The sequence below is a fragment of the Corynebacterium sp. ES2794-CONJ1 genome (assembly GCF_025660615.1).
GTDB lineage: Bacteria > Actinomycetota > Actinomycetes > Mycobacteriales > Mycobacteriaceae > Corynebacterium.
Genome location: NZ_JAOTIM010000004.1, coordinates 250243 through 270736, shown reverse-complemented (window position 1 = coordinate 270736; position 20494 = coordinate 250243). Strand labels below are relative to the sequence as shown.

The 20494-nt window shown below is 54.1% G+C and carries 23 protein-coding genes; 18 read left to right on the top strand and 5 right to left on the bottom strand.

What is annotated here, in order from left to right; genetic code table 11:
• The first annotated feature begins 69 nt into the window (after positions 1-69).
• The 4 genes from N7326_RS06925 (at position 70) to N7326_RS06910 (ending at position 2014) form a co-directional block, all read left to right on the top strand.
• Complete coding sequence (locus N7326_RS06925) at positions 70-408, top strand: WhiB family transcriptional regulator (RefSeq protein WP_259078497.1); 339 nt, start codon at positions 70-72, stop codon at positions 406-408.
• A 101-nt stretch (positions 409-509) separates the two neighbouring features.
• The gene (locus tag N7326_RS06920; protein WP_259078499.1) at positions 510-665 is read left to right on the top strand and encodes a DUF4177 domain-containing protein; all 156 of its coding nucleotides are present in this window, start codon (positions 510-512) and stop codon (positions 663-665) included.
• Positions 666-668: 3 nt separating this feature from the next.
• A complete protein-coding gene (locus N7326_RS06915) occupies positions 669-1124 on the top strand; it encodes a RidA family protein (RefSeq protein ID WP_263088341.1) in 456 nt (151 codons plus the stop codon).
• A 59-nt stretch (positions 1125-1183) separates the two neighbouring features.
• The gene (locus tag N7326_RS06910) at positions 1184-2014 is read left to right on the top strand and encodes an MBL fold metallo-hydrolase (RefSeq protein WP_259078502.1); all 831 of its coding nucleotides are present in this window, start codon (positions 1184-1186) and stop codon (positions 2012-2014) included.
• A 34-nt stretch (positions 2015-2048) separates the two neighbouring features.
• Here the strand turns inward: N7326_RS06910 and glxR are convergent, their stop codons facing one another.
• Positions 2049-2732 (bottom strand): CRP-like cAMP-activated global transcriptional regulator GlxR, encoded by a 684-nt coding sequence (gene glxR / locus N7326_RS06905; protein WP_259078503.1) that lies wholly within the window; start codon positions 2730-2732, stop codon positions 2049-2051.
• A 442-nt stretch (positions 2733-3174) separates the two neighbouring features.
• Here glxR and nth point away from each other — a divergent pair, with 442 nt between their 5' ends.
• The 4 genes from nth to N7326_RS06885 are packed head-to-tail and all read left to right on the top strand — an operon-like array spanning position 3175 to position 6445.
• Positions 3175-3912 carry an endonuclease III gene (nth, locus tag N7326_RS06900; RefSeq protein ID WP_259158500.1) on the top strand — a complete coding sequence of 246 codons (738 nt, stop codon included), beginning with the start codon at positions 3175-3177 and terminating at the stop codon, positions 3910-3912.
• 2 nt (positions 3913-3914) lie between these two features.
• On the top strand, positions 3915-4469 hold the full coding sequence (locus N7326_RS06895) for a TlpA family protein disulfide reductase (RefSeq protein WP_259078506.1): 555 nt from the start codon (positions 3915-3917) through the stop codon (positions 4467-4469).
• A 6-nt stretch (positions 4470-4475) separates the two neighbouring features.
• A complete protein-coding gene (locus tag N7326_RS06890; protein WP_259158499.1) occupies positions 4476-5237 on the top strand; it encodes an NUDIX hydrolase in 762 nt (253 codons plus the stop codon).
• Positions 5234-6445: a MarP family serine protease gene (locus tag N7326_RS06885; protein ID WP_259078509.1), complete on the top strand. Its 1212-nt coding sequence runs from the start codon at positions 5234-5236 to the stop codon at positions 6443-6445. The genes N7326_RS06890 and N7326_RS06885 overlap by 4 nt, the downstream gene beginning before the upstream one ends.
• On the opposite strand, the gene N7326_RS06880 is transcribed toward N7326_RS06885, so the two are convergent.
• Both N7326_RS06880 and N7326_RS06875 read right to left on the bottom strand, forming a co-directional pair.
• On the bottom strand, positions 6442-7353 hold the full coding sequence (locus N7326_RS06880) for an alpha/beta fold hydrolase (protein ID WP_259078511.1): 912 nt from the start codon (positions 7351-7353) through the stop codon (positions 6442-6444). The genes N7326_RS06885 and N7326_RS06880 overlap by 4 nt on opposite strands.
• A gap of 84 nt (positions 7354-7437) precedes the next feature.
• Entirely contained in the window at positions 7438-7938 is a 501-nt protein-coding gene (locus N7326_RS06875; protein WP_259158496.1) for a phage holin family protein, read from the bottom strand.
• 226 nt (positions 7939-8164) lie between these two features.
• Here N7326_RS06875 and N7326_RS06870 point away from each other — a divergent pair, with 226 nt between their 5' ends.
• Positions 8165-8803, top strand: a complete 639-nt coding sequence (locus tag N7326_RS06870) for a hypothetical protein (RefSeq protein WP_259078514.1) — start codon at positions 8165-8167, stop codon at positions 8801-8803.
• On the opposite strand, the gene N7326_RS06865 is transcribed toward N7326_RS06870, so the two are convergent.
• On the bottom strand, positions 8800-9642 hold the full coding sequence (locus N7326_RS06865; RefSeq protein ID WP_263088340.1) for an HAD family hydrolase: 843 nt from the start codon (positions 9640-9642) through the stop codon (positions 8800-8802). The genes N7326_RS06870 and N7326_RS06865 overlap by 4 nt on opposite strands.
• A 325-nt stretch (positions 9643-9967) precedes the next feature.
• Between N7326_RS06865 and ssd the strand changes: the two genes are divergently transcribed.
• The 7 genes from ssd (at position 9968) to N7326_RS06830 (ending at position 14339) form a co-directional block, all read left to right on the top strand.
• Complete coding sequence (gene ssd / locus N7326_RS06860) at positions 9968-11020, top strand: septum site-determining protein Ssd (RefSeq protein WP_259158494.1); 1053 nt, start codon at positions 9968-9970, stop codon at positions 11018-11020.
• Entirely contained in the window at positions 11017-12168 is a 1152-nt protein-coding gene (locus tag N7326_RS06855; protein ID WP_259078519.1) for a TadA family conjugal transfer-associated ATPase, read from the top strand. The genes ssd and N7326_RS06855 overlap by 4 nt, the downstream gene beginning before the upstream one ends.
• 152 nt (positions 12169-12320) lie before the next feature.
• Positions 12321-12956 carry a type II secretion system F family protein gene (locus N7326_RS06850; RefSeq protein WP_259158492.1) on the top strand — a complete coding sequence of 212 codons (636 nt, stop codon included), beginning with the start codon at positions 12321-12323 and terminating at the stop codon, positions 12954-12956.
• Positions 12953-13522, top strand: coding sequence for a type II secretion system F family protein (locus N7326_RS06845; RefSeq protein WP_259078522.1), 570 nt, complete (start codon positions 12953-12955; stop codon positions 13520-13522). The genes N7326_RS06850 and N7326_RS06845 overlap by 4 nt, the downstream gene beginning before the upstream one ends.
• Before the next feature lie 23 nt (positions 13523-13545).
• Positions 13546-13728: a DUF4244 domain-containing protein gene (locus N7326_RS06840; RefSeq protein WP_259078524.1), complete on the top strand. Its 183-nt coding sequence runs from the start codon at positions 13546-13548 to the stop codon at positions 13726-13728.
• Positions 13703-14035 carry a hypothetical protein gene (locus tag N7326_RS06835; protein WP_259078526.1) on the top strand — a complete coding sequence of 111 codons (333 nt, stop codon included), beginning with the start codon at positions 13703-13705 and terminating at the stop codon, positions 14033-14035. The genes N7326_RS06840 and N7326_RS06835 overlap by 26 nt, the downstream gene beginning before the upstream one ends.
• Positions 14028-14339, top strand: coding sequence for an Rv3654c family TadE-like protein (locus N7326_RS06830; RefSeq protein WP_259078528.1), 312 nt, complete (start codon positions 14028-14030; stop codon positions 14337-14339). Before N7326_RS06835 ends, N7326_RS06830 begins: the two co-directional genes overlap by 8 nt.
• Here the strand turns inward: N7326_RS06830 and N7326_RS06825 are convergent.
• Positions 14310-16655, bottom strand: a complete 2346-nt coding sequence (locus N7326_RS06825) for a DEAD/DEAH box helicase (protein WP_263088339.1) — start codon at positions 16653-16655, stop codon at positions 14310-14312. The two genes, N7326_RS06830 and N7326_RS06825, sit on opposite strands and share 30 nt — an antisense overlap.
• Positions 16656-17046: 391 nt before the next feature.
• Here N7326_RS06825 and N7326_RS06820 point away from each other — a divergent pair, with 391 nt between their 5' ends.
• On the top strand, positions 17047-17250 hold the full coding sequence (locus tag N7326_RS06820) for a cold-shock protein (RefSeq protein ID WP_259078531.1): 204 nt from the start codon (positions 17047-17049) through the stop codon (positions 17248-17250).
• A 230-nt stretch (positions 17251-17480) separates the two neighbouring features.
• Positions 17481-20402, top strand: a complete 2922-nt coding sequence (gene topA / locus N7326_RS06815; RefSeq protein ID WP_259158491.1) for a type I DNA topoisomerase — start codon at positions 17481-17483, stop codon at positions 20400-20402.
• Positions 20403-20494: the final 92 nt, after the last annotated feature.

Here is a 20494-nt window from a genome sequence, read left to right as displayed (position 1 = left end):
CAGTATAGACCGAAATGCCGGTCAATTTGACCAGTTTCTCAATAAGTTTCCCTCAGGAGGACAACCAAGATGACAACATCTCTGGCGAACCCACAGAACAATGCGCTCCTGGACCCCAGTGGACTCGGTTCTATCGACCGTGGCGATTGGGTAATGCACGCAAATTGCCGGAATGAAGATCCTGACGCCCTCTTTGTCCGTGGAGCAGCACAACGCCGTGCTGCGGCGATCTGTAGGCAGTGTCCAGTGCTCCTCCAATGCCGTGTGGATGCCCTCGATAACCGCGTGGAATTCGGGGTATGGGGAGGCTTGACTGAACGACAGCGCCGCGCACTTTTGCGCAAGAACCCCGACATCACCTCATGGGCTGATTATATTGCCAATGGCGGCGAACTCCACGGTATTTAAAATCATCAAGTTGCAAAAGGGCGCACTCATTGCAGTGAGCCCTTCAGTTTTTCTCAGTTTTACGCGAGCTATCTAGTCTCAGCTAGTTTAAGGTGGAAGTTATGAAGAAATGGGAATACGCAACCGTACCGCTATTAGTACACGCCACCAAGCAAATCCTCGACAGCTGGGGTGAAGACGGCTGGGAGCTGGTCACCGTCGTGCCAGGGATGAATCCAGAAAATGTAGTCGCCTATCTGAAGCGCGAGGTCGTTTAGCCGATGCGGGTCAGCGAAAAACTCGCGGAGCTCGGATTAATCCTACCAGCGGTAGTTCCCCCGCTAGCCTCCTATGTGCCGGCGGTTCAGGTAGGTAATCAGGTGTGGACCGCCGGACAACTTCCAATGGTCGATGGGGTCTTACCAAGAACTGGAAAGGTCGGAGCTGACCTTAGCGTTGACGAAGCCTATGAATTGGCGCGGACTAGTGCTTTAAATGCTCTCTCAGCCGCCGACGCTCTAGTTGGAATCGACCGTATTCGCCGTGTCTTTAAAGTGGTGGGATTTGTTTCCTCCGCGCCGGGATTTGCCGATCAGGCGTTGGTCATTAACGGTGCCTCGCATATGATCGGCGATATTTTTGGTGATCAAGGTATCCACGCACGCTCCGCCGTCGGGGTATCAGACCTACCACTTAATTCGCCAGTGGAAGTAGAGCTCTATCTCGAGCTCGACTAGCAGACAAATTGGCTATATTTCTCCTTACCATCCCCAGCGATCGGCTAAGCTAAGAAACCATGAAGCATCCTGCTTATAGCCAATTGCGGCCCGTTACCCCGTCTGCAGCCGTCGTGCTGTGTATGAATCCCGGTTATGCCTCTTTAGAGGGAACCAATTCGTGGGTTATCCGCGCTGAAGATGATCCGGTAAGTATTGTGATCGATCCTGGCCCTGAGGATGAGGGTCACCTTAATGTTCTTAATACCAAGGCGCATAAAGTGGGTCTCATTTTACTTACGCACCGTCACCACGATCACGCCGATGGGGCGCATCGTTTTCGGCAGCTCACTGGTGCTCCGGTAAGAGCCTTTGAAAAGGCTTATTGTCATCACGGCGAGGCGCTTGTAGATGGTGAGATCATCACTTTAGATGGATTGAGCCCACATATTGAAGTGGTGCATACCCCAGGTCATACCGGTGATTCCGTGAGCTTCTTTATTTGGTCAGGTACCCCGCATGAGTCCACCTTAGAAGGTGTCATTACCGGCGACACTATCGCGGGCCGCCACACCACGATGATCTCTGAAACTGACGGAGATCTCGGTGATTATTTTAAGACCCTACACTTATTAGAAGATCGTGGGAAGGGTGTCCATCTCCTCCCCGGTCATGGGCCTGATGGAGAGGATCTTTCCAAATATGCCGCTTGGTATCTTAGCCGCCGGGAACAGCGACTTGATCAGATCCGCGAAGCTTTAGATAAAAACGGTCACGATATCGGCCTAAAACAGCTCGTCGATGAAATCTATGACAAAGTCGATCCTGTTTTACGTGGGGCGGCAGAGCAAACGACGCGGGTAGCACTGCGATATCTTGAGCGCACCGGGGAGTATCATCCGAATATCTAGAAAAATCCCAACCTCACAAGAGGTTGGGATTTTTCTACCGAGAACGTTTAGCTAAATGCTCAGTATCGACAATCAGCACCGACTTGCCCTCGAGACGAATCCACCCGCGGTGGGCGAAGGTGGCGAGCGCCTTATTGACTGTTTCGCGGGAGGCTCCCACAAGCTGGGCAATCTCTTCTTGGGTGAGATCATGGTTAACGCGCAGTGCGCCACCTTCTTGGGTGCCAAAGCGATTAGCCAACTGCAATAAAGTCTTGGCCACACGCCCCGGTACGTCAGTGAAGATGAGATCCGCAAGGGCCGAGTTGGTGCGACGCAAGCGGCGGGCAAGAACGCGCAGGAGCTGCTCCGAGATTTCGGGGTGGTCTGCGATCCACTGGCGAAGTACCTCGGAATTCATCGTTGCCGCGTGGACCTCGGTCACGCATACTGCTGAGGAGGTACGAGGGCCGGGATCGAAGATAGAAAGCTCTCCGAACATATCGGATGGTCCCATAATCGTAAGAAGATTCTCGCGACCATCTGGGGCGTGCCGAGCTAGCTTCACCTTGCCGGCAGTGATGATATAGAGCCGGTCTCCAGGCTCGCCTTCCTCAAAGATGGTAGTACCGCGGGGGAACCGGACGGATTCAAGGTCCCCAATCAAGTTGGCCACCGCCACTGGGTCTACTCCTTGGAAAATTCCGGCTCGGGACAGGATGTCTTGAACGCCTTCCACCTGAAACGTACTCCTCTTTAGTTCGTGTGAGTCTGGACAACCTTAGGTGCGTTGCTAGGAAACTCCGCAGGGAGATTGCTGACAAATGAAGCTGGCCTAATCGTTGAATTCTATGGGTATCATTAGTTATCCTACTATGGAATACGTCACTATCACACCTCGGAAACGGGAAACTTAACTCGCCCTGTGTTGTGGGGGTAGTTAGCGGGGGGCAGCGGTCATTTCTTATATCGTTTTCCCTTTTGCGAGCTAAAAGCACATTTTCTAGTAGTCCATAGAAAATACTCGCGGCCTGGAACTCACGAAGTTCCACAAGGAGCTGCGCGCCAATCGCTCTTGGGTGCCCCCGATGACTCCTGAATAGAAGATAAGAAAGCCTTAAAATAGGTTTGGGTGGTGGTCCTCGACTTTATAGGGAACGCTCTCAATTAGGCTAGAGCATATGAAAACTACCCCGCTGGCGAAAAAACGGCGCGCTCGAGCGCTTCATAGGGAACTCGCGCGCGGCTACCCCGATGCTTACTGCGAATTAGATTTCGACACCCCGCTCGAATTACTCATAGCTACTGTCTTGTCCGCTCAGTGCACGGATAAACGGGTTAACGCAGTAACCCCTGCACTCTTTCGGCGCTACCCTCATGCTATCGATTATGCTCAAGCGGCCGAGGTGGAACTCCAAGAGATCATTAGACCCACTGGTTTTTACACGGTCAAAGCGCGCCATCTTAAAGAAATAGGCCAGGTGCTCGTCTCTGAGTTTGAGGGCGAAGTACCCCGGGATTTAGCCGATCTAGTGACGCTTCCCGGCGTAGGGCGTAAGACAGCCCATGTCGTACGTGGCAATGCTTTCGGTCTCCCTGGCTTAACCGTAGACACCCACTTCGGACGTCTAGTGCGCCGGTTTAAGCTCACGGCCGAGACCCGCCCCGAGAAAGTCGAGGCAGAAATAGCCGGCTATATACCGGAGCCGGAATGGACGCTTTTTAGCCACCGCATCATCTTCCACGGTCGCAGAATCTGCCATAGCCGTAGGCCAGCATGTGGCGCCTGTTATCTTATAAAACTTTGTCCCAGCTCTGGTGAGGGGGAGATGAACCCCGCTGTAGCCGAAGACTTGGTTAAAGCCATCCCCAGTGAAAAAGAGCATCTTCTAGCCCTACGCGCAGAAATGGAGGCGTAAAGGTGCGTAGTGCTCTGGCGTTTTCGGCCCTCATCTTTACTGTGGCCTTGGGCTTCCTTGGCTGGCAGCTGACTAGTGCACCCCCTGATACCCCAGCTCATAGGCCGCAGTCCAGTAAACCCATGTGCCCGCCAGCACAGGTAGGTGGCATTGAACTCCCCTGCCTTCATGGACAGGTGGGCCAGGAAAACTCCGACCAGATTACCGTGGTCAATATCTGGGCCTTCTGGTGTGCCCCATGCCGCAAGGAATTACCTTATTTCGACACTCTCGCTCACCAACACCCGCAGTGGCGTGTGATGAGTGTCCACGCAGATCCCAACTCAGCAGCGGGAGCGAAATTTATCGACGAATTGGGTCTAGAGCTTCCCACGCTCAGCGATACCCAGGGCGTATTTGCCGCTGAATTAGGCCTTCCCAAGGTAGTTCCGATTACGCTGGTATTTTCAGGGACTCAGCGCATAGCGATATTTCCGCAGGTCTTTGATTCTCAGCAAGATCTTGACTCGGCTATCTCTGCCGTCGTCAAAGAGGTTGAGAGAGAAAAAGTTGCTTAACATCGTATGAATAATCGTATGAATAGGGGAATGGTGGACGAATATCAGGCGCCCAAATTCGAATCTTGGCCTGGCCCTAGATGGTTGGCACCGGTGACTACAGCTGCCCGCAGCGGGCAGCTGCGCCAACAGTTTCACGAAGATGTGGCCCAACGTGCCCCGATAGACGATAGCAAGGCCGCCTCCGTGCTCATGCTGGTGACAGGAGCAGAGACTGGCTCCCGGCTCCCTGATGACGCGGCAGTTTTATTAACTCATCGTTCCCCCACCATGCGCCAGCACTCGGGGCAGATCGCATTTCCGGGTGGACGCATCGATCCGGAGGATTCCCATGCTCTGGCCGCTGCATTAAGAGAGGCTCGTGAGGAGGTGGGGCTTGACGCTGCAGCGGTCACACCCTTGGCTGATATCGGCCGCACCTTTATTGGGGCAACGGGTGCCCCCGTTCATACTATTCTTGCCTACGCCCCCACGCCTCCAGACGTCACAGTGGCAAGCCCCGTCGAAGTCGATGAGGTTTTTATGGTGCCCTTCAAGGAACTGATTGATCCCTGCAACCGCCTCCACTTAGCCGGTGAAAAGTGGCGAGGGCCGGCATTTCGCATTCGTGACTATATAATATGGGGGTTCACAGCCCAGATCCTGCACCTCGTTATCCATCGTGCAGGGTGGGAGCGGCCGTGGGATCACTCCCATACCTTGGATCTCAAGGCCGCCCTGCGGGCCTCAAGAAACAGCGAAATATCTCAGCAGTATAAGGAAGCATGAACTACTTAGCTGACCCCGCACCGGGTTTCTATGCCGACGCCACGATCGTAGTGGTGCTCATCATTGCTCTCTACACTGGCTGGCGTCAAGGAGCATTCGCCTCCATCCTCTCGACCGTCGGGGTTGTCGCTGGCCTCATCTGCGGAGTAGCACTGGCCCCCTTTGCCATGCAATTAACCGACCATGTGGCTTTGCGCTTTCTCCTCGCCCTAGCAACAATGGCCATGCTGGTAGGTATTGGTAATCTCACCGGTGGGGTACTGGGAACACGATTGCGATCCCATATGCGTTGGCGCAGCTCTTTAAGGCTTGATTCAGGGATTGGCGCCATCTTTCAAGCCTTCACTGTCTTAATCGTTACCTGGTTGGTCGCCATTCCTCTGGTGACGGCATTGCCCGGCAATATAGCCCACCAGGTACGTAACTCCAAGATTTTGAGCGCGGTGGACCACCGGGCCCCGCAGCAATTGGCCATGCTGCCTTCTAAAGTGTCCGCCATGCTCTCGGAATCGGGCCTGCCACCTTTAGTATCGCCCTTTCTCAATCCCGATAACGTCACGGTGGAGGCCCCAGCTCTTCTGGTGGAAGATACTGCTCTTGTGGAGGCCCTGCGCCCCAGCGTGGTCCATCTTTCTTCCACCGCCGATTCCTGCGCTCGACGGCTCATGGGCTCGGGTTTCGTAGTCGATAGTAATCACGTGATCACGAATGCCCATGTTGTTGCAGGTGCTAATAGCGTCAATCTCGATACGCTTGTGGGTACGTACCCAGCCACGGTGGTCTACTATAACCCCCAACTCGATATCGCGGTTCTAGAATCCCCAGATATGAATATTGAGCCGTTGAAATGGGCTGAAGAGAGCGCTTTAAGTGGCGACGATGCCATCTCCATGGGCTTTCCTGAGTCCGGCCCCTTCGAGGCAGCGCCTGCGCGCGTAAATAATCGCTTAACTATAACGGGATTCGATATCTATGCTGACCAGCGCGTGGAACGCGAAGCCTATACGGTGCGAGGATCCATTCGCCAAGGTTATTCCGGAGGGCCGATGATTAATACGCGCGGCGAGGTTATCGGGGTGATCTTTGGCGCTAGCTCAGACGAATCCGATATTGGCTACGTTCTCAGTGCTCGGGAAGTGCGCGAGGCTGTTGGCGATCTCAGCGTACTTAGTACCCCAGTAGGTACAGGAGAATGCGTTTTACGTTAGCTCAGTCCGCGAATAAATCTCACTACGGTATTTACAAAATCATCAGGGTTTTCTATATGTGGGCGGTACTTGGTGTGGGGGATCCGAACCGTGCGGATAGCACCGAGGGTGCGCTCTCGGGCCGCTCTTTCTAGTACCCGCTGCTGGCGTGAGGGTTTTTCCCCCGGCAGGAAGAGAACAGGGCATGTAATAGTGCGGTCCGCCCACGCGAGCGGAGTAGATACTACTGATAAACGTGACGACCTCACCACGGCCGGCAAGGTATTACTGATGGCGAGCGCGGTCGAGCGGCGCGTCAGATTGCGCATAAAACCAGGAGAAGAGTGAAATTCCTTCACGGTTGTGCGCTTCAGATCATGGGCTGTGATTCGAGGCAGCAAGAAAGACAATCTCTTAAGCACTCCTGAGGGAAGGGCGAGAAAGACTTTAAAGGCGATGAGGTTTAAAAAAAGCCAGGGGTAGCGGATAACGGAGCGCCGCATATCGGTGGGATGGATAAAACCGCAGCTGCTAATCGATTCGACCCTTTTGGGCTCATAGGTGGCAAGTGCCCAAGCTAGGGTGGCGCCGATACCCACTCCCACCAGATGGGCGGAGTTATGGCCTAAGGTTTGGATGGCACCATTAAGATCCCCGCACAGGGTTCTCAGGTCATGGCCGTGAGGCGGCTTATCTGACATTCCGTAGCCGCGCAGGTCGAGAGCGGCAACATGAAATCCCGCTTCATGAAGGAGGGGTATCACCTCAGCGAAGTCGATCCAGCAGCTAAAAGAATCATGGATCAAGATAATTAGAGGTGAGCTAGCCTCTCCAGCGCAGGCCGCATGGAGCCGCGTCCCACGCGTATAAAGATCGTGATGGGTAAACGGGCCGTGAAGAGCCACCGTGCTGGGACTTGCTGCGCGCATCCTTGAAGAAAGTCTTTCTATGAGTAAAAAATTTATCAGCCCTCCTAACTCTATTAGGAGGGCTGAAAAGATCCGTGCGAAGGGCTAACTATAAAGTCCGGAATGCCGACGCTCAACGGCCGGTGACTGCTTCTTCGGAACTATATTCTTGAGCTCGCCCACGCTCTCGATAGTTTTCTTGGGCTTTTTGAGACTCTTGACCTTCTTCCAACCGATAAGGGCCAAGATAGCGGCCACGATAATCATGCCGAGGAAGACAATGAGGAAAGATGCCCAGCGGTCGAGCCAGATATTTAGCAGCTCCGCGAGGAAGAAGAAAAAGAAGAAGGAGCTATACAGAGCGATAACTCCGGCCACGCCGAAAAGGCCACCTCCGAAGGCAATTTTTTTGGCCTCGTGAGTAATCTCCGTCTTGGCTAGCTCAATCTCGGAGCGCACTAATGACGAAACTTGTTCGGTGGCATTACTGACCAAGTTGCCGAAGGATCCTTCGATATCGCTATCAGCTGCCGCCAGGGGAATGGAGCTTACCTGTGGCTCGAAGGTTTCAGGGCCTTCAGTAAATAGCCCGTTTTCTTTCTTCACGTGTGCCTATCCTCTTTCTTCTCTTTCACATTTATTTAAGACAGCGCTGGAATGACAGGCATTCCGGTGCAGACCAAACTGGGATGAAGCAATACGCTGACCTTTCCCATAATCCTAACAGTTTGACTACCTGTGTGAAAGAAACCCCCCGAATAAGCGGGACTTTTCTGAGTAGAGTCAGATTTTTTTCAAGCTCGGTCAACCCCCGACTACACTGATAACCCTCATGGACGCCGTCGCAGATTTTCCCACCTACACTCAAGCCCTAGAAGCACTACGGCGGGTGTACCGCAGGCCGGTTAATCTTCGCCAAAATAATGTCACCACCAGCGAATCCGCAGTTCGAGGCGCTAAGCTCATGTATCAGCTTCGCTCCGACGCGTGCACTATAGAGGAAGCATTGAGTGCTTTTAGCATGCTGGGGCCAAAGCAACGCGAACAAACGGCAGCCCTCTTCAAGAGGGCTCCGGCTCAGGTTCTCGCGCGGCTTGATACGCTTGTGGGCGGCAGTGGTCGCCCCGTCGGAGCGCCAGGTCCAGCCCTTTCCCATCTGCGCGCGCTGCGCGATCCTCACGCACATATGGGACTGGTACCGGCTCACACTTTTCTTGCGATCGCAGCCCCGCAGCTTTTCGGAGCACGCAGCGATCTCATAGCGGCGATCGCCGCGCGTCTCGCGGCCATGGTGACTGGCTTCGATCCCATTGGACTAGGGGTACCTGAGGTGTATTTTTCCCGGCATAAGCGGGAGTATCACGATCTGATATCAGCGCATAGTTCACAGTGGCCAGAATTTTATTTTCAGGCGTGCCTGGCCGGGGCCGCTGAGGCAGAAGGTATCGCTCGGATGGTAGCCGAGGGCTAATTGTGTCTGCCTAACCACCAGCGCACGCCTATAGTAGCCGCCGCAAGCCCGGCAATCACTCCGGTCCCTACCGTAAGCTCCTTAAAGGAAGGGCGAGGGATTAAAGGGATGGGGTGATAGAAATACTGGATTGTCCACCCTCGATCACGTGCCGTGGCTAGTAAAGCCCTATCAGGGTTGACAGCTACAGGATGAGCCACTTTTTCCAACATGGGTACATCGGTGGAGGAATCTGAATATGCGAAGGACTGAGAAAGATCCAGCCTGAATTGCTCAGCACATCTGTGAAGAGCGTCGGCTTTGGCTTCGCCTTGACAGAAAAAGAGAATCTCACCGGTAAAACACCCGTTCTCTTGAGCTAATTGAGTGGCAATAATATCGTCGATTCCCAGTTCGTGGGCAATTGGTCGCACCAGGATATCCGCACTTGCCGAAATGATGACAACACGGTGACCCTGATTGCGGTGCCATCGAATGAGCTCCCGTGCCTCGGCATAGATCGTGGGGCACAAGACCGTATGAAAAGACTCCTCAACAATGCGCTCGACCTCGCCCACCTCCCAGCCGCTAATCATGGAGGCTAGCTGGTTGCGAGTGCGGTGTAGTTGGTCGCGGGAGAGACCATCCCATAAATAAAGTACTTTTTGGAGAGAAAGGCGCGCCGCCTTCGGCACCGAAATTAAACCTGAGGAGAGAAATTCCTTACCATAAGCGTGGGCCGAAGAGGTGGCGATGATGGTTTTATCGAGATCGAAGAAAGCCCCTATGGTGGTGTGCATCGCATCCTGCTCCAAGGCATTGGGGATTGCCGCACTGGGGGACGAATCGGGAACTCTCATGATTTCTTAACTGTAGCTTGGACGCCAATCTCACCCCTCAATTCTACCTGCCAAAGGGCGCAATAAGCTGGGCACTTAAGTATTGGCAGGACTGGGATTATATGTCATAATAGCAATAGCCAGGCCCCGATATACAGTGCGGCCGGCACACCCCGGCCAGCGAACCCCCCTTTAATGGCCGGGTAGGCAGCTCGCGCTCATTACCCCCCTTGCGCGAGCTGCCGCTTTATACTCTACGGACAGCTGATTATCCGTTATCCACAGATTTACTTCGCCTGACGTCGTACCCGTTGAGCCCGCTGCATAACACGCCCACACTGAGGATATGAACTCCACGTCCATCCTCGTAGCCGTCGCGGATCCCGTCGTGCATCCTGAAGCTATCGCCGTCGCAGCTGCAACCGGATTAAAAACTATCGATACCACCGACCCGCGTTCGATTATACGCTGGGCTAAAAAGGCGCACTGCATCCTTGTCGATCCCACCATCGCCGCGCACGTGATTCAGGTAGCTCCCACCGTTCCGATTTACCTAGTCTGTGCCGATATTGCGCATATAGACTGGAAGTTCGTCGCCCGCACCCCCATCCGTGATGCCTATGTTTTGCCAGCGCAAGCCCAAGAACTTCTCACCTATCTCGGGCATATTCGCAGTGCAGAATCACGCTCCAAATTTCACCCCATCTGGGCCGTTACGGGGGCCGCTGGGGGTGTGGGCACCAGTAGTGTGGCTGCAGCTCTCGCGCTTGCCCTCCACGATCATGATCCTGCGCTACTTGTCGACGCCGACCCCTTCTCGGCTGGACTCGATCTCGTTCTAGGGCTCGAAGATACTGCCGGGATTCGATGGCCCGATATCAACCTCGACGATGGCAGCACTCCAGCTCCTACTCTCTACCAAGCATTACCTCATACAGAATCAGGCCTGGGAGTGATCAGCACTCAACGTGGAGTCGGGCGGTCACAACAGAAAGAAAATCAGCTTAATAATGTCCTTGACATTGTCCGTAGCAATTATTCCATTGTCATAGATACCCCATGGTCTGCCCCCTATTTTGACGCAGTACTTGAGCGCAGTGACCACTGCGTTGTAGTCATGACTCCACAGGTACGCGTGCTCGCTGCTGCCTGTGAATTGCTCAAAGAGTTAAGAAATTTTCCGGTGCGGGCGCACCCTGTGATCAATCACCGCGGGTGGTCAGCTCTGACGCGAAAAGAAATGGAGCGTCTGATTCAACCGGCATTTAGTGCAGAGGTACCCATGGACCCTGGCATGAATAAACGCCAGGAAACCTCCGGTTTCGCTGGAACATTTCAGAAATTGCCGCGGGGGATCCGACGTGCAGCCATGCGGATAGCCCAGGGGGACGACCTATGAATTCCAACGTCGCCGCTGATCTCATCCCCACTATCCAACGCCAGATAGCCCAGCACCCTCAAGGATTGACTCCCCAGGAGATCGCTACTCTCATCCGAGCAGAGTCCTCGGGGGTTGTGAGTGATGTGGATGTTCTCACCATTATGCGCCAACTGCGTTACGATACCGTGGGACTGGGGGTGCTCGAACCTCTCCTCGCACTGAGGGGGATCACCGATATCGTGGTTAATGATCTCGATCAGGTGTGGTTCGATCGCGGGGCTGGATTTGAAAAAGCCACGGTGAGTTTTTCAACCCACGACGATATACGTCGGCTTGCCACCCGCCTTCTCCATGTCGCCGGTCGCCGCCTTGACGGAGCCCAAAGTTATGGGGACGGAAAAATCGCCCGAGAGGATGGAACTCATGTGCGTATCCACGCCATTTTGTCCCCACCCGCGGAAACAAGTCCACTCATCTCCATCCGGGTTTTAAACAGTGCCACCGCAAATCTCAGACACCTAGAAGAAAGCGGCAGTTTCCCACCTCAAATGCGCCGCGTCTTCGACGCCCTAATCGTGGCCCGACGGTCCTTCCTTGTCGTTGGTGGCACGGGCAGTGGCAAAACTACTCTCCTGGGTGCCCTTTTAGAGCAGGTTCCTCAGGCTGAACGCATCATCTGCATCGAGGATACTGCAGAGCTAAAACCCCGCCACCCTCATACCGTTCATCTCATCACCCGTGCGAAGAATACCGAGGGCAGGGGTGAAATTGGTATGTGCACTCTCTTGCAACAAGCTCTAAGAATGCGCCCCGATCGTATAGTGATCGGGGAAATTAGGGGCAAGGAAGTAATCGACTTGCTCAGCGCTCTAAATACCGGGCACGAGGGATCAGCCGGCACCCTACATGCCAATACCAGCCAGGAAGTGCCGGCTCGCCTGGAGGCGTTAGCTGCAATGGGTGGCCTTGACACCAGCGCATTGCACTCCCAGCTCGCCGCCGCCCAACCAGTTATCTTGTGTACTGCGCGCCAAGGCCGTCTTCGTATCCTCTCGCAGATTGCTCAGATTCATTCCCATCCGCCGCAGGTAGATATTTTATGGGACCACAGGAGAGCCATGATTCCCGAAGAGCTTATGAGTGTAGCGGGGTGGCAACCGCGATGACTACCACTGTGAGCTCTCTAGGGCTAATACTCATTGCCTTTTCTCTTCCCCTCATGCGACCTATCGAGCGCATCGCCTCGTCTCAGGGCTCCTACACTTCTTTTTTGATACACCCAAAATGCTTCGCTGTTGTCGGGGGAGTGGGCGCGGCTATGAGCATCGCGCGAGGATATTTTCTAGTCATGGCGGCTCTAGTCATCATAAGCCTCAGCCTCGGATGGGTAATCCACGATTATCGCCTAAGATTTCTGCGCAAACAGACAGAACAATCCACTATCCACGTCCTGGGCACTATCGCCGCGGAATTATCCGCAGGCGCTACTCCAGCGGCAGCACTGGCAGCGGGTGCCGCGGAGCCTAGCGACGAGCAGCTCCGTATGACCTTGGAACTAGCAGCATCCAGAGCTGCCATGGATATTAATCAGGGGATCAAAGAGTTAGCCGACTCGCAGAATCCAGCTCTGATCACTCTCGCCACCGCGTGGACCTTATCGCTGCACCACGGTATCGCACTGACCGAGATAACCGCGCGTATCCGAAAGATGCTCGAGGATAGGCACCAATCCGCAGAGCGAGCCCACGCCGCAATGCAAGGACCCGTACTTTCTGGGTGGATGCTCGCTTTCCTGCCCGTCATTGGAGTGGCCATGGGTGGTGCCATGGGCATTAATACTCTCGCCTTTTACGTGAGCAATAGCTTAGGACAGCTCGTCTTTTTCCTTGGCATTACTGCACAAGCTCTGGGAATTTTCTTCACTCATCGCATTATGACAGGAGGTGCAGAATGAGTTGGATCCTTTTGGCATTAGTCCTGGCACTTATTGGACTTGCCATCCACCCCTACCCTGTGTCCATAACGCGCCTTGGTAGTAATGGTATGAGTGGCGTCAACCCTAGAGATGGGCCTAAATATTTCCGCCGTGGAAATCGTCGCACGCATATGCACGCGCGTGCACAGGCTCAAGATGTGGAATTATTTGCAGCACTAATTCGTACCGGCTTGAGTCACAGTTCCGCTGCCAGGGCCTTAGGTGCTAGCGGTGGATCTTTGCAATGGCTGCGTGCGGCAGATCTTCTCGATCTGGGTGTCGCCCCCGAGCGGGCGTGGGCTGAACTCGACGACATCGGTTCCGCATTGAAAAATTCAGCGCATTCGGGTGCCAGCCTAGCTCCTGAGCTAGAGTGCCTCAGCGCCAGACTCACAGCCGAGATAGACAATCGCGCAGAGGCGCGGGCTCAGCGAGCTGGAGTGGCCATTGCCGTGCCCTTGTCCCTATGTTTCCTCCCAGCCTTTATACTGCTAGGCCTCGTGCCCCTAGTACTGAGTCTGGGACAAACCATCCTCCCCTTCTAAACACAAGAAAAGGACCAATCCTTATGTCTTCCAACTTCTTTCTCCAGCTATCCGATGACGAAGGTATGACTACGATCGAATATGCCATGGGCGCTCTCGCCGCGGCTGCCTTAGCTGGCGCTCTCTATATGGTGGCGAGTTCTGGCGCCGTTGCTGAGGGTATCGAGTCCATTATCGGCAATGCGCTCAATCAAGTCCCCGCTTAGACGCGTCCTCGGCGCCGAAGACGGATCCACCACGATTGAAACGGCGATAGGGATAGCTAGCCTCATGACGGTACTGGGTGTGGCAGTGGGGGCAATCCTATCGGCAGCTAGCTATCTCAGCGCTATTGATATCGCTGGCGCTGCCGCTCGTAGCTATGTGATCGGGGTGGACTATCAACCAGCTCGAGGGCACGTGCATATCACTACCTCCGGCACACTGGCTACGGCCACCGCTGAAGTGCCTAGTCTCTTCGGTACGATGCGGGCTCAGGCTATTTTCGCCCTTGAAGGAAGTAGCTATGAATGATGAAGAAGGCTCCACCACCATCGTGAGTGCCGGAATGATCGTAATGATCGTTGTCATCGTGGGGATCTTAGCCCACGTATTCACCATCATGGTTGAGGCTCATCAGGCACGCAATGCTGCCGACCTCGCGGCGGTCGCAGGGGCCTATGAGCTTGCCACCGGGCACCCTGGGTGCCCCCGCGCGGTGGAGATCGTCCAGCTTCACGAGGCCGAGCCACGTGGATGTCGGGAGATCGATGGTGATATTTATATTCAAGTCCGAATGGGTACTCAGTTAGCCCGCGCTCGCGCCGGGCGGGTGTGAATGAGCCACTTGGCTTAAAAATTCCAAAAGGATCATGGCCCCCTCCTTATCGAGAGGGTCATTACCATTGCCACACTTGGGCGACTGGACACAGGACGGACAGCCCTGATCACAGGCGCAGTCTCGCACAGTCTCGTAGGTGGCGTGAATCCACTGGGCGAAGTGCTCATAGCCTTGGTCGGCAAAACCGGCCCCGCCGGGAGCTCCATCATAGACGAAGACCGTGGGCAACTCGGTATCTGGGTGCAGTGCTATAGACACACCACCAATATCAGAGCGATCGCAGGTGGCAATAAGCGGGAGCATCCCGATTGCAGCATGCTCGGCAGCGTGAAGAGTACCAGGAATATTGTTGATACCCAGGTCGCGTAGCACGAGTGGATCTACCGTATAGGCACAGGCTTTAGTCATTAAACGCTGGCAGGGTAGATCAAGGGACTGGGAACTAATCAATTGCCTATCGAAACTATAGGTGGAATAGCCCGTGACTTGATTGACTACCTCGACCTCCACACTGCTTAACCAAACCCCAGGGTGTAACTGCTGGAGCTGCTGGGGTTCAGCGGTGATCATAATATCGGTGTGGTTGCGGGCCACCGTATAGTAATCCGGATTCTCCGGGTGCACGATAGCAAGCCGACGCTCGAGATCAAGCGAATCCACCACGTAGTATTCGCCCTGGTGAACATAAACGGCACCTGGGTGCAGTTGTCGTGGTGCCTGGGCTGAGCCCACGGTACCCAAGAGCTGAGAATCTGCAACGATCATGATCTGACTGCCAGTCGAGCGCAGGGAAACCCTCTGATGGGGGCTTTCTGACCCTGGTTGTGCAGCCAAAAAATAGCCGGAGGGGCGTGTGCGTAAGAGACCCTTGTGGATTAGAGCCGGCAGGATTGCACCCGCCTGGAAATAATCAATATCGTGTTCATCAAGGGGTTTTTCGCTAGCGGCACAGAGTAGATGATCACTGAGGATATAGGGATTGGAGGGATCAAAAACGGTGCGTTCCACGGGGGCGGATAGGAGCTTGTCGGGGTGCCTAACCAGATAGGTATCGAGTGGGTCATCGTAGGCAACAAAGATCACTAAGCTCGATTGCCCGCGACGCCCTGCGCGTCCAGCTTGTTGCCAGAAGCTTGAGATAGTTCGGGGAAACCCAGTAGTAATAACCGCATCAATCCCGCCAATATCGATACCTAATTCCAAGGCATTCGTGCTGGCAACACCTAAAAGATCCCCACTACTGAGGGCGGCTTCTAATGCGCGACGATCCTCAGCTAGGTAGCCAGCGCGGTAAGAACTTAGTCGCTCGGTTAAATCAAAGCGACCCCAGCTGGCAAGCAATTCTTTTCCTCGCAGTGCTAAGCGTTCAGCTTGGCCGCGTGAACGGACGAAGCCTAAGGTTCTGGCTCCCTCTTTGATAAGCGTGGCCATCATCAAGGCAGAATCGCCCAGCGCAGGGCGTTTATTTTTCCCTGCCTCGTCGCTGATCCCTGGCTCCCATAATAGTATGGTGCGTGCGCCATGAGGTGCGGTATCGGAGCTGATCGCCTGTACGGGGGCTCCGATCAGTGCCGCTGCGCTGAGTTCGGGTTGTGCTTGGGTAGCGGAAGCAAGGACCACGGTGGGGAGCGCTTGATAGTGGTGCGCTATGCGCAGCAGACGCCGTAAGGTTAGGGCGATATGGGCTCCAAAGATCCCGCGATACACGTGACTTTCATCGATGATGAGAAAGCGAAGGTTGCTCAAAAAATGACGCCACTTATGGTGGTTGCTCAGAATGCCACTATGGAGCATATCGGGGGTAGAAAAAATGAAGCGAGATCGAGCCCGAATATCCGCGCGAGCGTCAATGGGAGTGTCACCGTCATAGGGCGCGGGAATGATCGATTCGAAGCCTGGAGTGCTACTCGTAAGCTTCATAAGAGAGCGTAATTGGTCGGAGCCTAAGGCTTTTGTGGGTGTGAGATAAAGGGCTGTTGCCGTTTTATCATCTGCCAAAACGCTGAGAGATGGCAGTAGATATCCGAGAGATTTTCCAGAGCTAGTCGACGTCGCAATCACGGTGTGTTTACCGTGGTAAATACTCTCGGCCGCAAGTATTTGATGCTCATAAGGGCGAGTGATGCCAAGCTCGGAGAAATACTCCACAAGGGGTGGGTAAGCCCAGTCGGGCCACGAGCCGTAGCGGGCAGTCTGGGGGGGTATATATTCGGTGTGGCAAGCACTCGGCGCTTCCAGTACGTCGGCAAGAATGGCAGCTAGTTCGGCGCCGACACGAGGGTGATCATTAGGGGAGCCGGCGGGCTGATTCATGAGCGCTCCTGGGGGTAGCTCTTGGCATGGGCTTAGATCTGTGACACACTAGGGATAGGTCTTCGTTAAAGTTTTTAATGATTTTTTGCAAAACGGTAGTGAACCTTCCTCACGTCCTTACGGGGCGGATGTTGTTTCTTAGAGCCATTGGGCATAAAAACTGGAGATTCTTCTATGAAGAGTTTCCTTGACCTACTCTCGTTCAAGCATACGTATCTGATTCTAGCTTGCTAGTTTCACACGGTTTCCTCATTCTGGGGCAACCGCGGGGCTCTTTTACACCAGGGTCTGTTAGTTCTCTTACGGGTGATCGCTTGCTAAATGCTTGCGTCTCACATGTATCTGAGGGATGCGGTGTTCAATATAGTTTTAAAGAAATAAGGATATACACATGGCTAAGGGCACTGTAAAGTGGTTCAACGCTGAGAAGGGCTTCGGCTTCATCTCTCAAGAAGATGGTTCTGCTGATGTCTTCGTTCACTACTCTGAAATTGAAGGAAACGGTTTCCGTTCCCTCGAAGAAAACCAACAAGTCGAGTTTGAAATCGGCGACGGCGCCAAGGGCCCACAGGCTCTTTCCGTTCGCGCGATCTAACTTCATAGCTACCACTAGGTAGCTAGCTTCAAGCCGCTGGAACCTTGTCTCCCGCTTTCTCCTCATCACTATGGTGGAATGAATGCTAAGGAAAAGGGATCGGCGGCTTTTTCGCATGAATACCCGTGTGCTTAACGTTCTCCCTTCGTGTGATATACCCTTAGTGCGCACATGCTTGATAGGGTAAGCAGTTAAACTTGTTTGATTAGAAATTGAGGTTTCTTCGTCTTATGGCCAAGAGCAGCGGAATAAAGCGACTTGTGATCGTCGAGTCCCAGACGAAAGCGAAAAAGATCGCGCCATATCTTGGTGATGATTATATTGTGGAGGCCTCAGTCGGTCATATCCGTGATTTACCACGGGGTGCTGCTGATATTCCTGCCAAATATAAAAAAGAATCATGGGCACGGCTTGGTGTTAATGTTGATGCTGGTTTCAAGCCGCTGTATGTGGTCAGCGCCGATAAGAAAAAGAAGGTCGCAGACTTAAGAAAGAAACTCAAGGAAGTCGACGAACTTCTCCTTGCGACCGACCCCGACCGCGAGGGTGAAGCCATTGCTTGGCACCTATTGGAAACTCTCAAACCTACCGTGCCCGTGCGCCGCATGGTTTTTAACGAGATCACAAAACCAGCGATTCTGCAGGCCGCTGAAAATACCCGCGATTTAGATAATAATCTGGTCGATGCCCAAGAAACCCGACGTATCCTCGACCGTCTCTACGGCTACGAGGTATCTCCTGTGCTGTGGAAAAAAGTCATGCCCAGGCTTTCGGCTGGGCGGGTGCAGTCAGTGGCTACGCGCGTCATTGTCGAGCGTGAGCGTGAGCGCATGGCCTTCATCTCCGCTGATTACTGGGATATCAAAGGGGAATTTGATTCAGGCAAAAACCTCAACGACGGTAATCCGAGTGCTTTTGAAGCCCGCCTCACCAGTGTCGACGGACAGCGCGTGGCAACCGGTCGCGATTTTAATGACCGCGGACAGTTGACATCGCAGGCACATGTGATCGACCAGGTACGTGCGGAACAGCTCGTCGAGGACCTCACGGGCACTGAGATGGCTGTTGTTCGAGTTGAGGAAAAACCCTATACACGTAAGCCCTATGCTCCGTTTATGACCTCCACTTTGCAGCAAGAGGCTGGACGAAAATTACATTATACTTCTGAGCGCACCATGCGTATCGCACAGCGGCTCTATGAAAACGGCCATATTACCTATATGCGTACTGATAGCACCGCACTGTCTGCGCAAGGCTTACAGGCAGCTCGCGAGCAGGCTCTGGCGCTCTATGGTGAGAATTATGTTTCTCCCAGCCCGCGCACCTATGACCGTAAGGTGAAAAATTCTCAGGAGGCGCACGAGGCCATCCGCCCCGCCGGTGAGAGTTTTGCTACTCCAGGTCAATTGGCGTCAAGCCTGGATGCCGAAGAATTTCGCCTATACGAGCTGATTTGGCAGCGTACCGTCGCGTCCCAAATGGCAGATGCCAAAGGCACCTCGATGAAGGTCACCCTTGGCGGTAACGCCCATGATGGCACAGCCGTTGAATTCTCCGCTACCGGGCGCACGATTACTTTCCAAGGTTTCCTCCGCGCCTATGTCGAGTCCACCAAACTGTCAGATGGTCGCGATCTTGCAGATAATGCTGAGAAATATTTGCCACGTTTGAGCGAGGGTGACCCCGTGCAGGCGGATCAACTGGCTGCTGATGGTCACACAACAAACCCGCCGGCGCGCTATACGGAAGCATCCCTTGTTAAGAAGATGGAAGAGCTCGGTATCGGTCGCCCGTCTACCTACGCCAGCATTATCAAGACCATTCAGGATCGTGGCTATGTGTATTCCCGCGGCAATGCGCTGGTGCCTTCGTGGGTTGCCTTCGCCGTGGTTGGGCTCTTGGAGCAATCCTTCGGGGCATTGGTGGATTATGATTTCACATCCTCGATGGAGGATGAGCTTGACGATATCGCAACTGGCACCCAGATTGGCAGTGAGTGGCTGAGCGGTTTTTATTTTGGCGACGCCGAGGCTTCGGATGCGATGGCAGATTCCATTGCGCGCCAAGGTGGGCTCAAAGCATTGGTAGGAGATAACTTAGAACAAATCGATGCTCGCTCCGTTAATTCTCTGCCGCTTTTCGATGATGCCGAAGGGCGTCCAGTATATGTGCGCGTGGGCAGGTACGGCCCCTACCTCGAACGACAGGTGGGGATAAAAGACGGTGAGCCGGAATACCAGCGCGCCAATCTCTCGGATAGCACCACCCCAGATGAATTGACGCTGGAATTTGCAGAGAAATTATTTGCTACCCCTCAGTCGGGACGAGAATTGGGTAGCAATCCCGATAACGGTCGCACGATCGTGGTGAAGGAAGGACGTTTTGGTCCCTATGTCACCGAGATCATGGGTGAGGATGAGAAGGAGAAAGCAGCCGCCAAGGCAGAAGAAATCGTCGCCGAGGAGCGCGCCGCCGAAGATGCGCAGCGCGCCGCCGAAGGTAAGCGGCAGAAGAATTGGGAAACCAAGACTGCTTTGGCGGCTAAAGAGAAGCGTATTAATCAGATTATTGAAGAGACCCTCAAACCTAAAACCGCCTCGCTGTTTTCTTCGATGGAGGCCAGCACGGTGGGCCTGGAAGAGGCTCTTAAACTTATCTCTCTGCCGCGCGAAGTGGGTATCGATCCCGAAGATAATCAGGTGATTACTGCTCAAAATGGACGCTACGGCCCGTACCTGAAGAAGGGGACGGATTCCCGTTCGCTCTCAAGTGAGGATCAAATCTTTAGTATCACGCTCGATCAAGCGGTGAAGATTTATGCGGAGCCGAAGCGCCGCGGTCGAGCTGCCTCGCAGTCGATCATTAAGGAACTGGGCAATAACGACGTCTCAGAGAAGCCGATGACTGTCCGAGATGGCCGCTTTGGCCCGTATGTTACCGACGGGGAAACGAATGCATCCTTAAGACGCGGCGACGATCCGCAAGCGCTGACCGATGCGCGAGCGAATGAGTTAATCTCCGAACGCCGCGCCAAAGACTTAGCTGATGGCGGTGCTCAGCCAAAGAAGCGCTCTGGGACTAAAAAGACCACGAAGAAGCCTGCGAAAACGACAAAACGAGTCGTTAAAGCAGGACGTGCAAAGAAGAAGTAGTCCGATATATGGGTGGGGGCTGGCGTTCGCACCCATATACCAATGAGACCACCTCAGGCAGAAATAGGTATTCTGCAGCCGAGCACTCAAGC

Excerpts from the sequence above, each read along its gene's own strand:
- N7326_RS06870 (WP_259078514.1), top strand. The coding sequence starts at position 8,165 with ATGGACGCCGTCGCAGATTTTCCCACCTACACTCAAGCCCTAGAAGCA.
- nth (WP_259158500.1), top strand. The coding sequence starts at position 3,175 with ATGAAAACTACCCCGCTGGCGAAAAAACGGCGCGCTCGAGCGCTTCAT.
- N7326_RS06865 (WP_263088340.1), bottom strand. The coding sequence starts at position 9,642 with ATGAGAGTTCCCGATTCGTCCCCCAGTGCGGCAATCCCCAATGCCTTG.
- N7326_RS06880 (WP_259078511.1), bottom strand. The coding sequence starts at position 7,353 with ATGCGCGCAGCAAGTCCCAGCACGGTGGCTCTTCACGGCCCGTTTACC.
- N7326_RS06850 (WP_259158492.1), top strand. The coding sequence starts at position 12,321 with ATGAGCATCGCGCGAGGATATTTTCTAGTCATGGCGGCTCTAGTCATC.
- N7326_RS06835 (WP_259078526.1), top strand. The coding sequence starts at position 13,703 with ATGCGCTCAATCAAGTCCCCGCTTAGACGCGTCCTCGGCGCCGAAGAC.
- N7326_RS06885 (WP_259078509.1), top strand. The coding sequence starts at position 5,234 with ATGAACTACTTAGCTGACCCCGCACCGGGTTTCTATGCCGACGCCACG.
- ssd (WP_259158494.1), top strand. The coding sequence starts at position 9,968 with ATGAACTCCACGTCCATCCTCGTAGCCGTCGCGGATCCCGTCGTGCAT.
- N7326_RS06855 (WP_259078519.1), top strand. The coding sequence starts at position 11,017 with ATGAATTCCAACGTCGCCGCTGATCTCATCCCCACTATCCAACGCCAG.
- N7326_RS06925 (WP_259078497.1), top strand. The coding sequence starts at position 70 with ATGACAACATCTCTGGCGAACCCACAGAACAATGCGCTCCTGGACCCC.
- N7326_RS06915 (WP_263088341.1), top strand. The coding sequence starts at position 669 with ATGCGGGTCAGCGAAAAACTCGCGGAGCTCGGATTAATCCTACCAGCG.
- N7326_RS06830 (WP_259078528.1), top strand. The coding sequence starts at position 14,028 with ATGAATGATGAAGAAGGCTCCACCACCATCGTGAGTGCCGGAATGATC.
- N7326_RS06890 (WP_259158499.1), top strand. The coding sequence starts at position 4,476 with ATGAATAATCGTATGAATAGGGGAATGGTGGACGAATATCAGGCGCCC.
- topA (WP_259158491.1), top strand. The coding sequence starts at position 17,481 with ATGGCCAAGAGCAGCGGAATAAAGCGACTTGTGATCGTCGAGTCCCAG.
- N7326_RS06820 (WP_259078531.1), top strand. The coding sequence starts at position 17,047 with ATGGCTAAGGGCACTGTAAAGTGGTTCAACGCTGAGAAGGGCTTCGGC.
- N7326_RS06920 (WP_259078499.1), top strand. The coding sequence starts at position 510 with ATGAAGAAATGGGAATACGCAACCGTACCGCTATTAGTACACGCCACC.
- N7326_RS06825 (WP_263088339.1), bottom strand. The coding sequence starts at position 16,655 with ATGAATCAGCCCGCCGGCTCCCCTAATGATCACCCTCGTGTCGGCGCC.
- N7326_RS06910 (WP_259078502.1), top strand. The coding sequence starts at position 1,184 with ATGAAGCATCCTGCTTATAGCCAATTGCGGCCCGTTACCCCGTCTGCA.
- N7326_RS06845 (WP_259078522.1), top strand. The coding sequence starts at position 12,953 with ATGAGTTGGATCCTTTTGGCATTAGTCCTGGCACTTATTGGACTTGCC.
- N7326_RS06840 (WP_259078524.1), top strand. The coding sequence starts at position 13,546 with ATGTCTTCCAACTTCTTTCTCCAGCTATCCGATGACGAAGGTATGACT.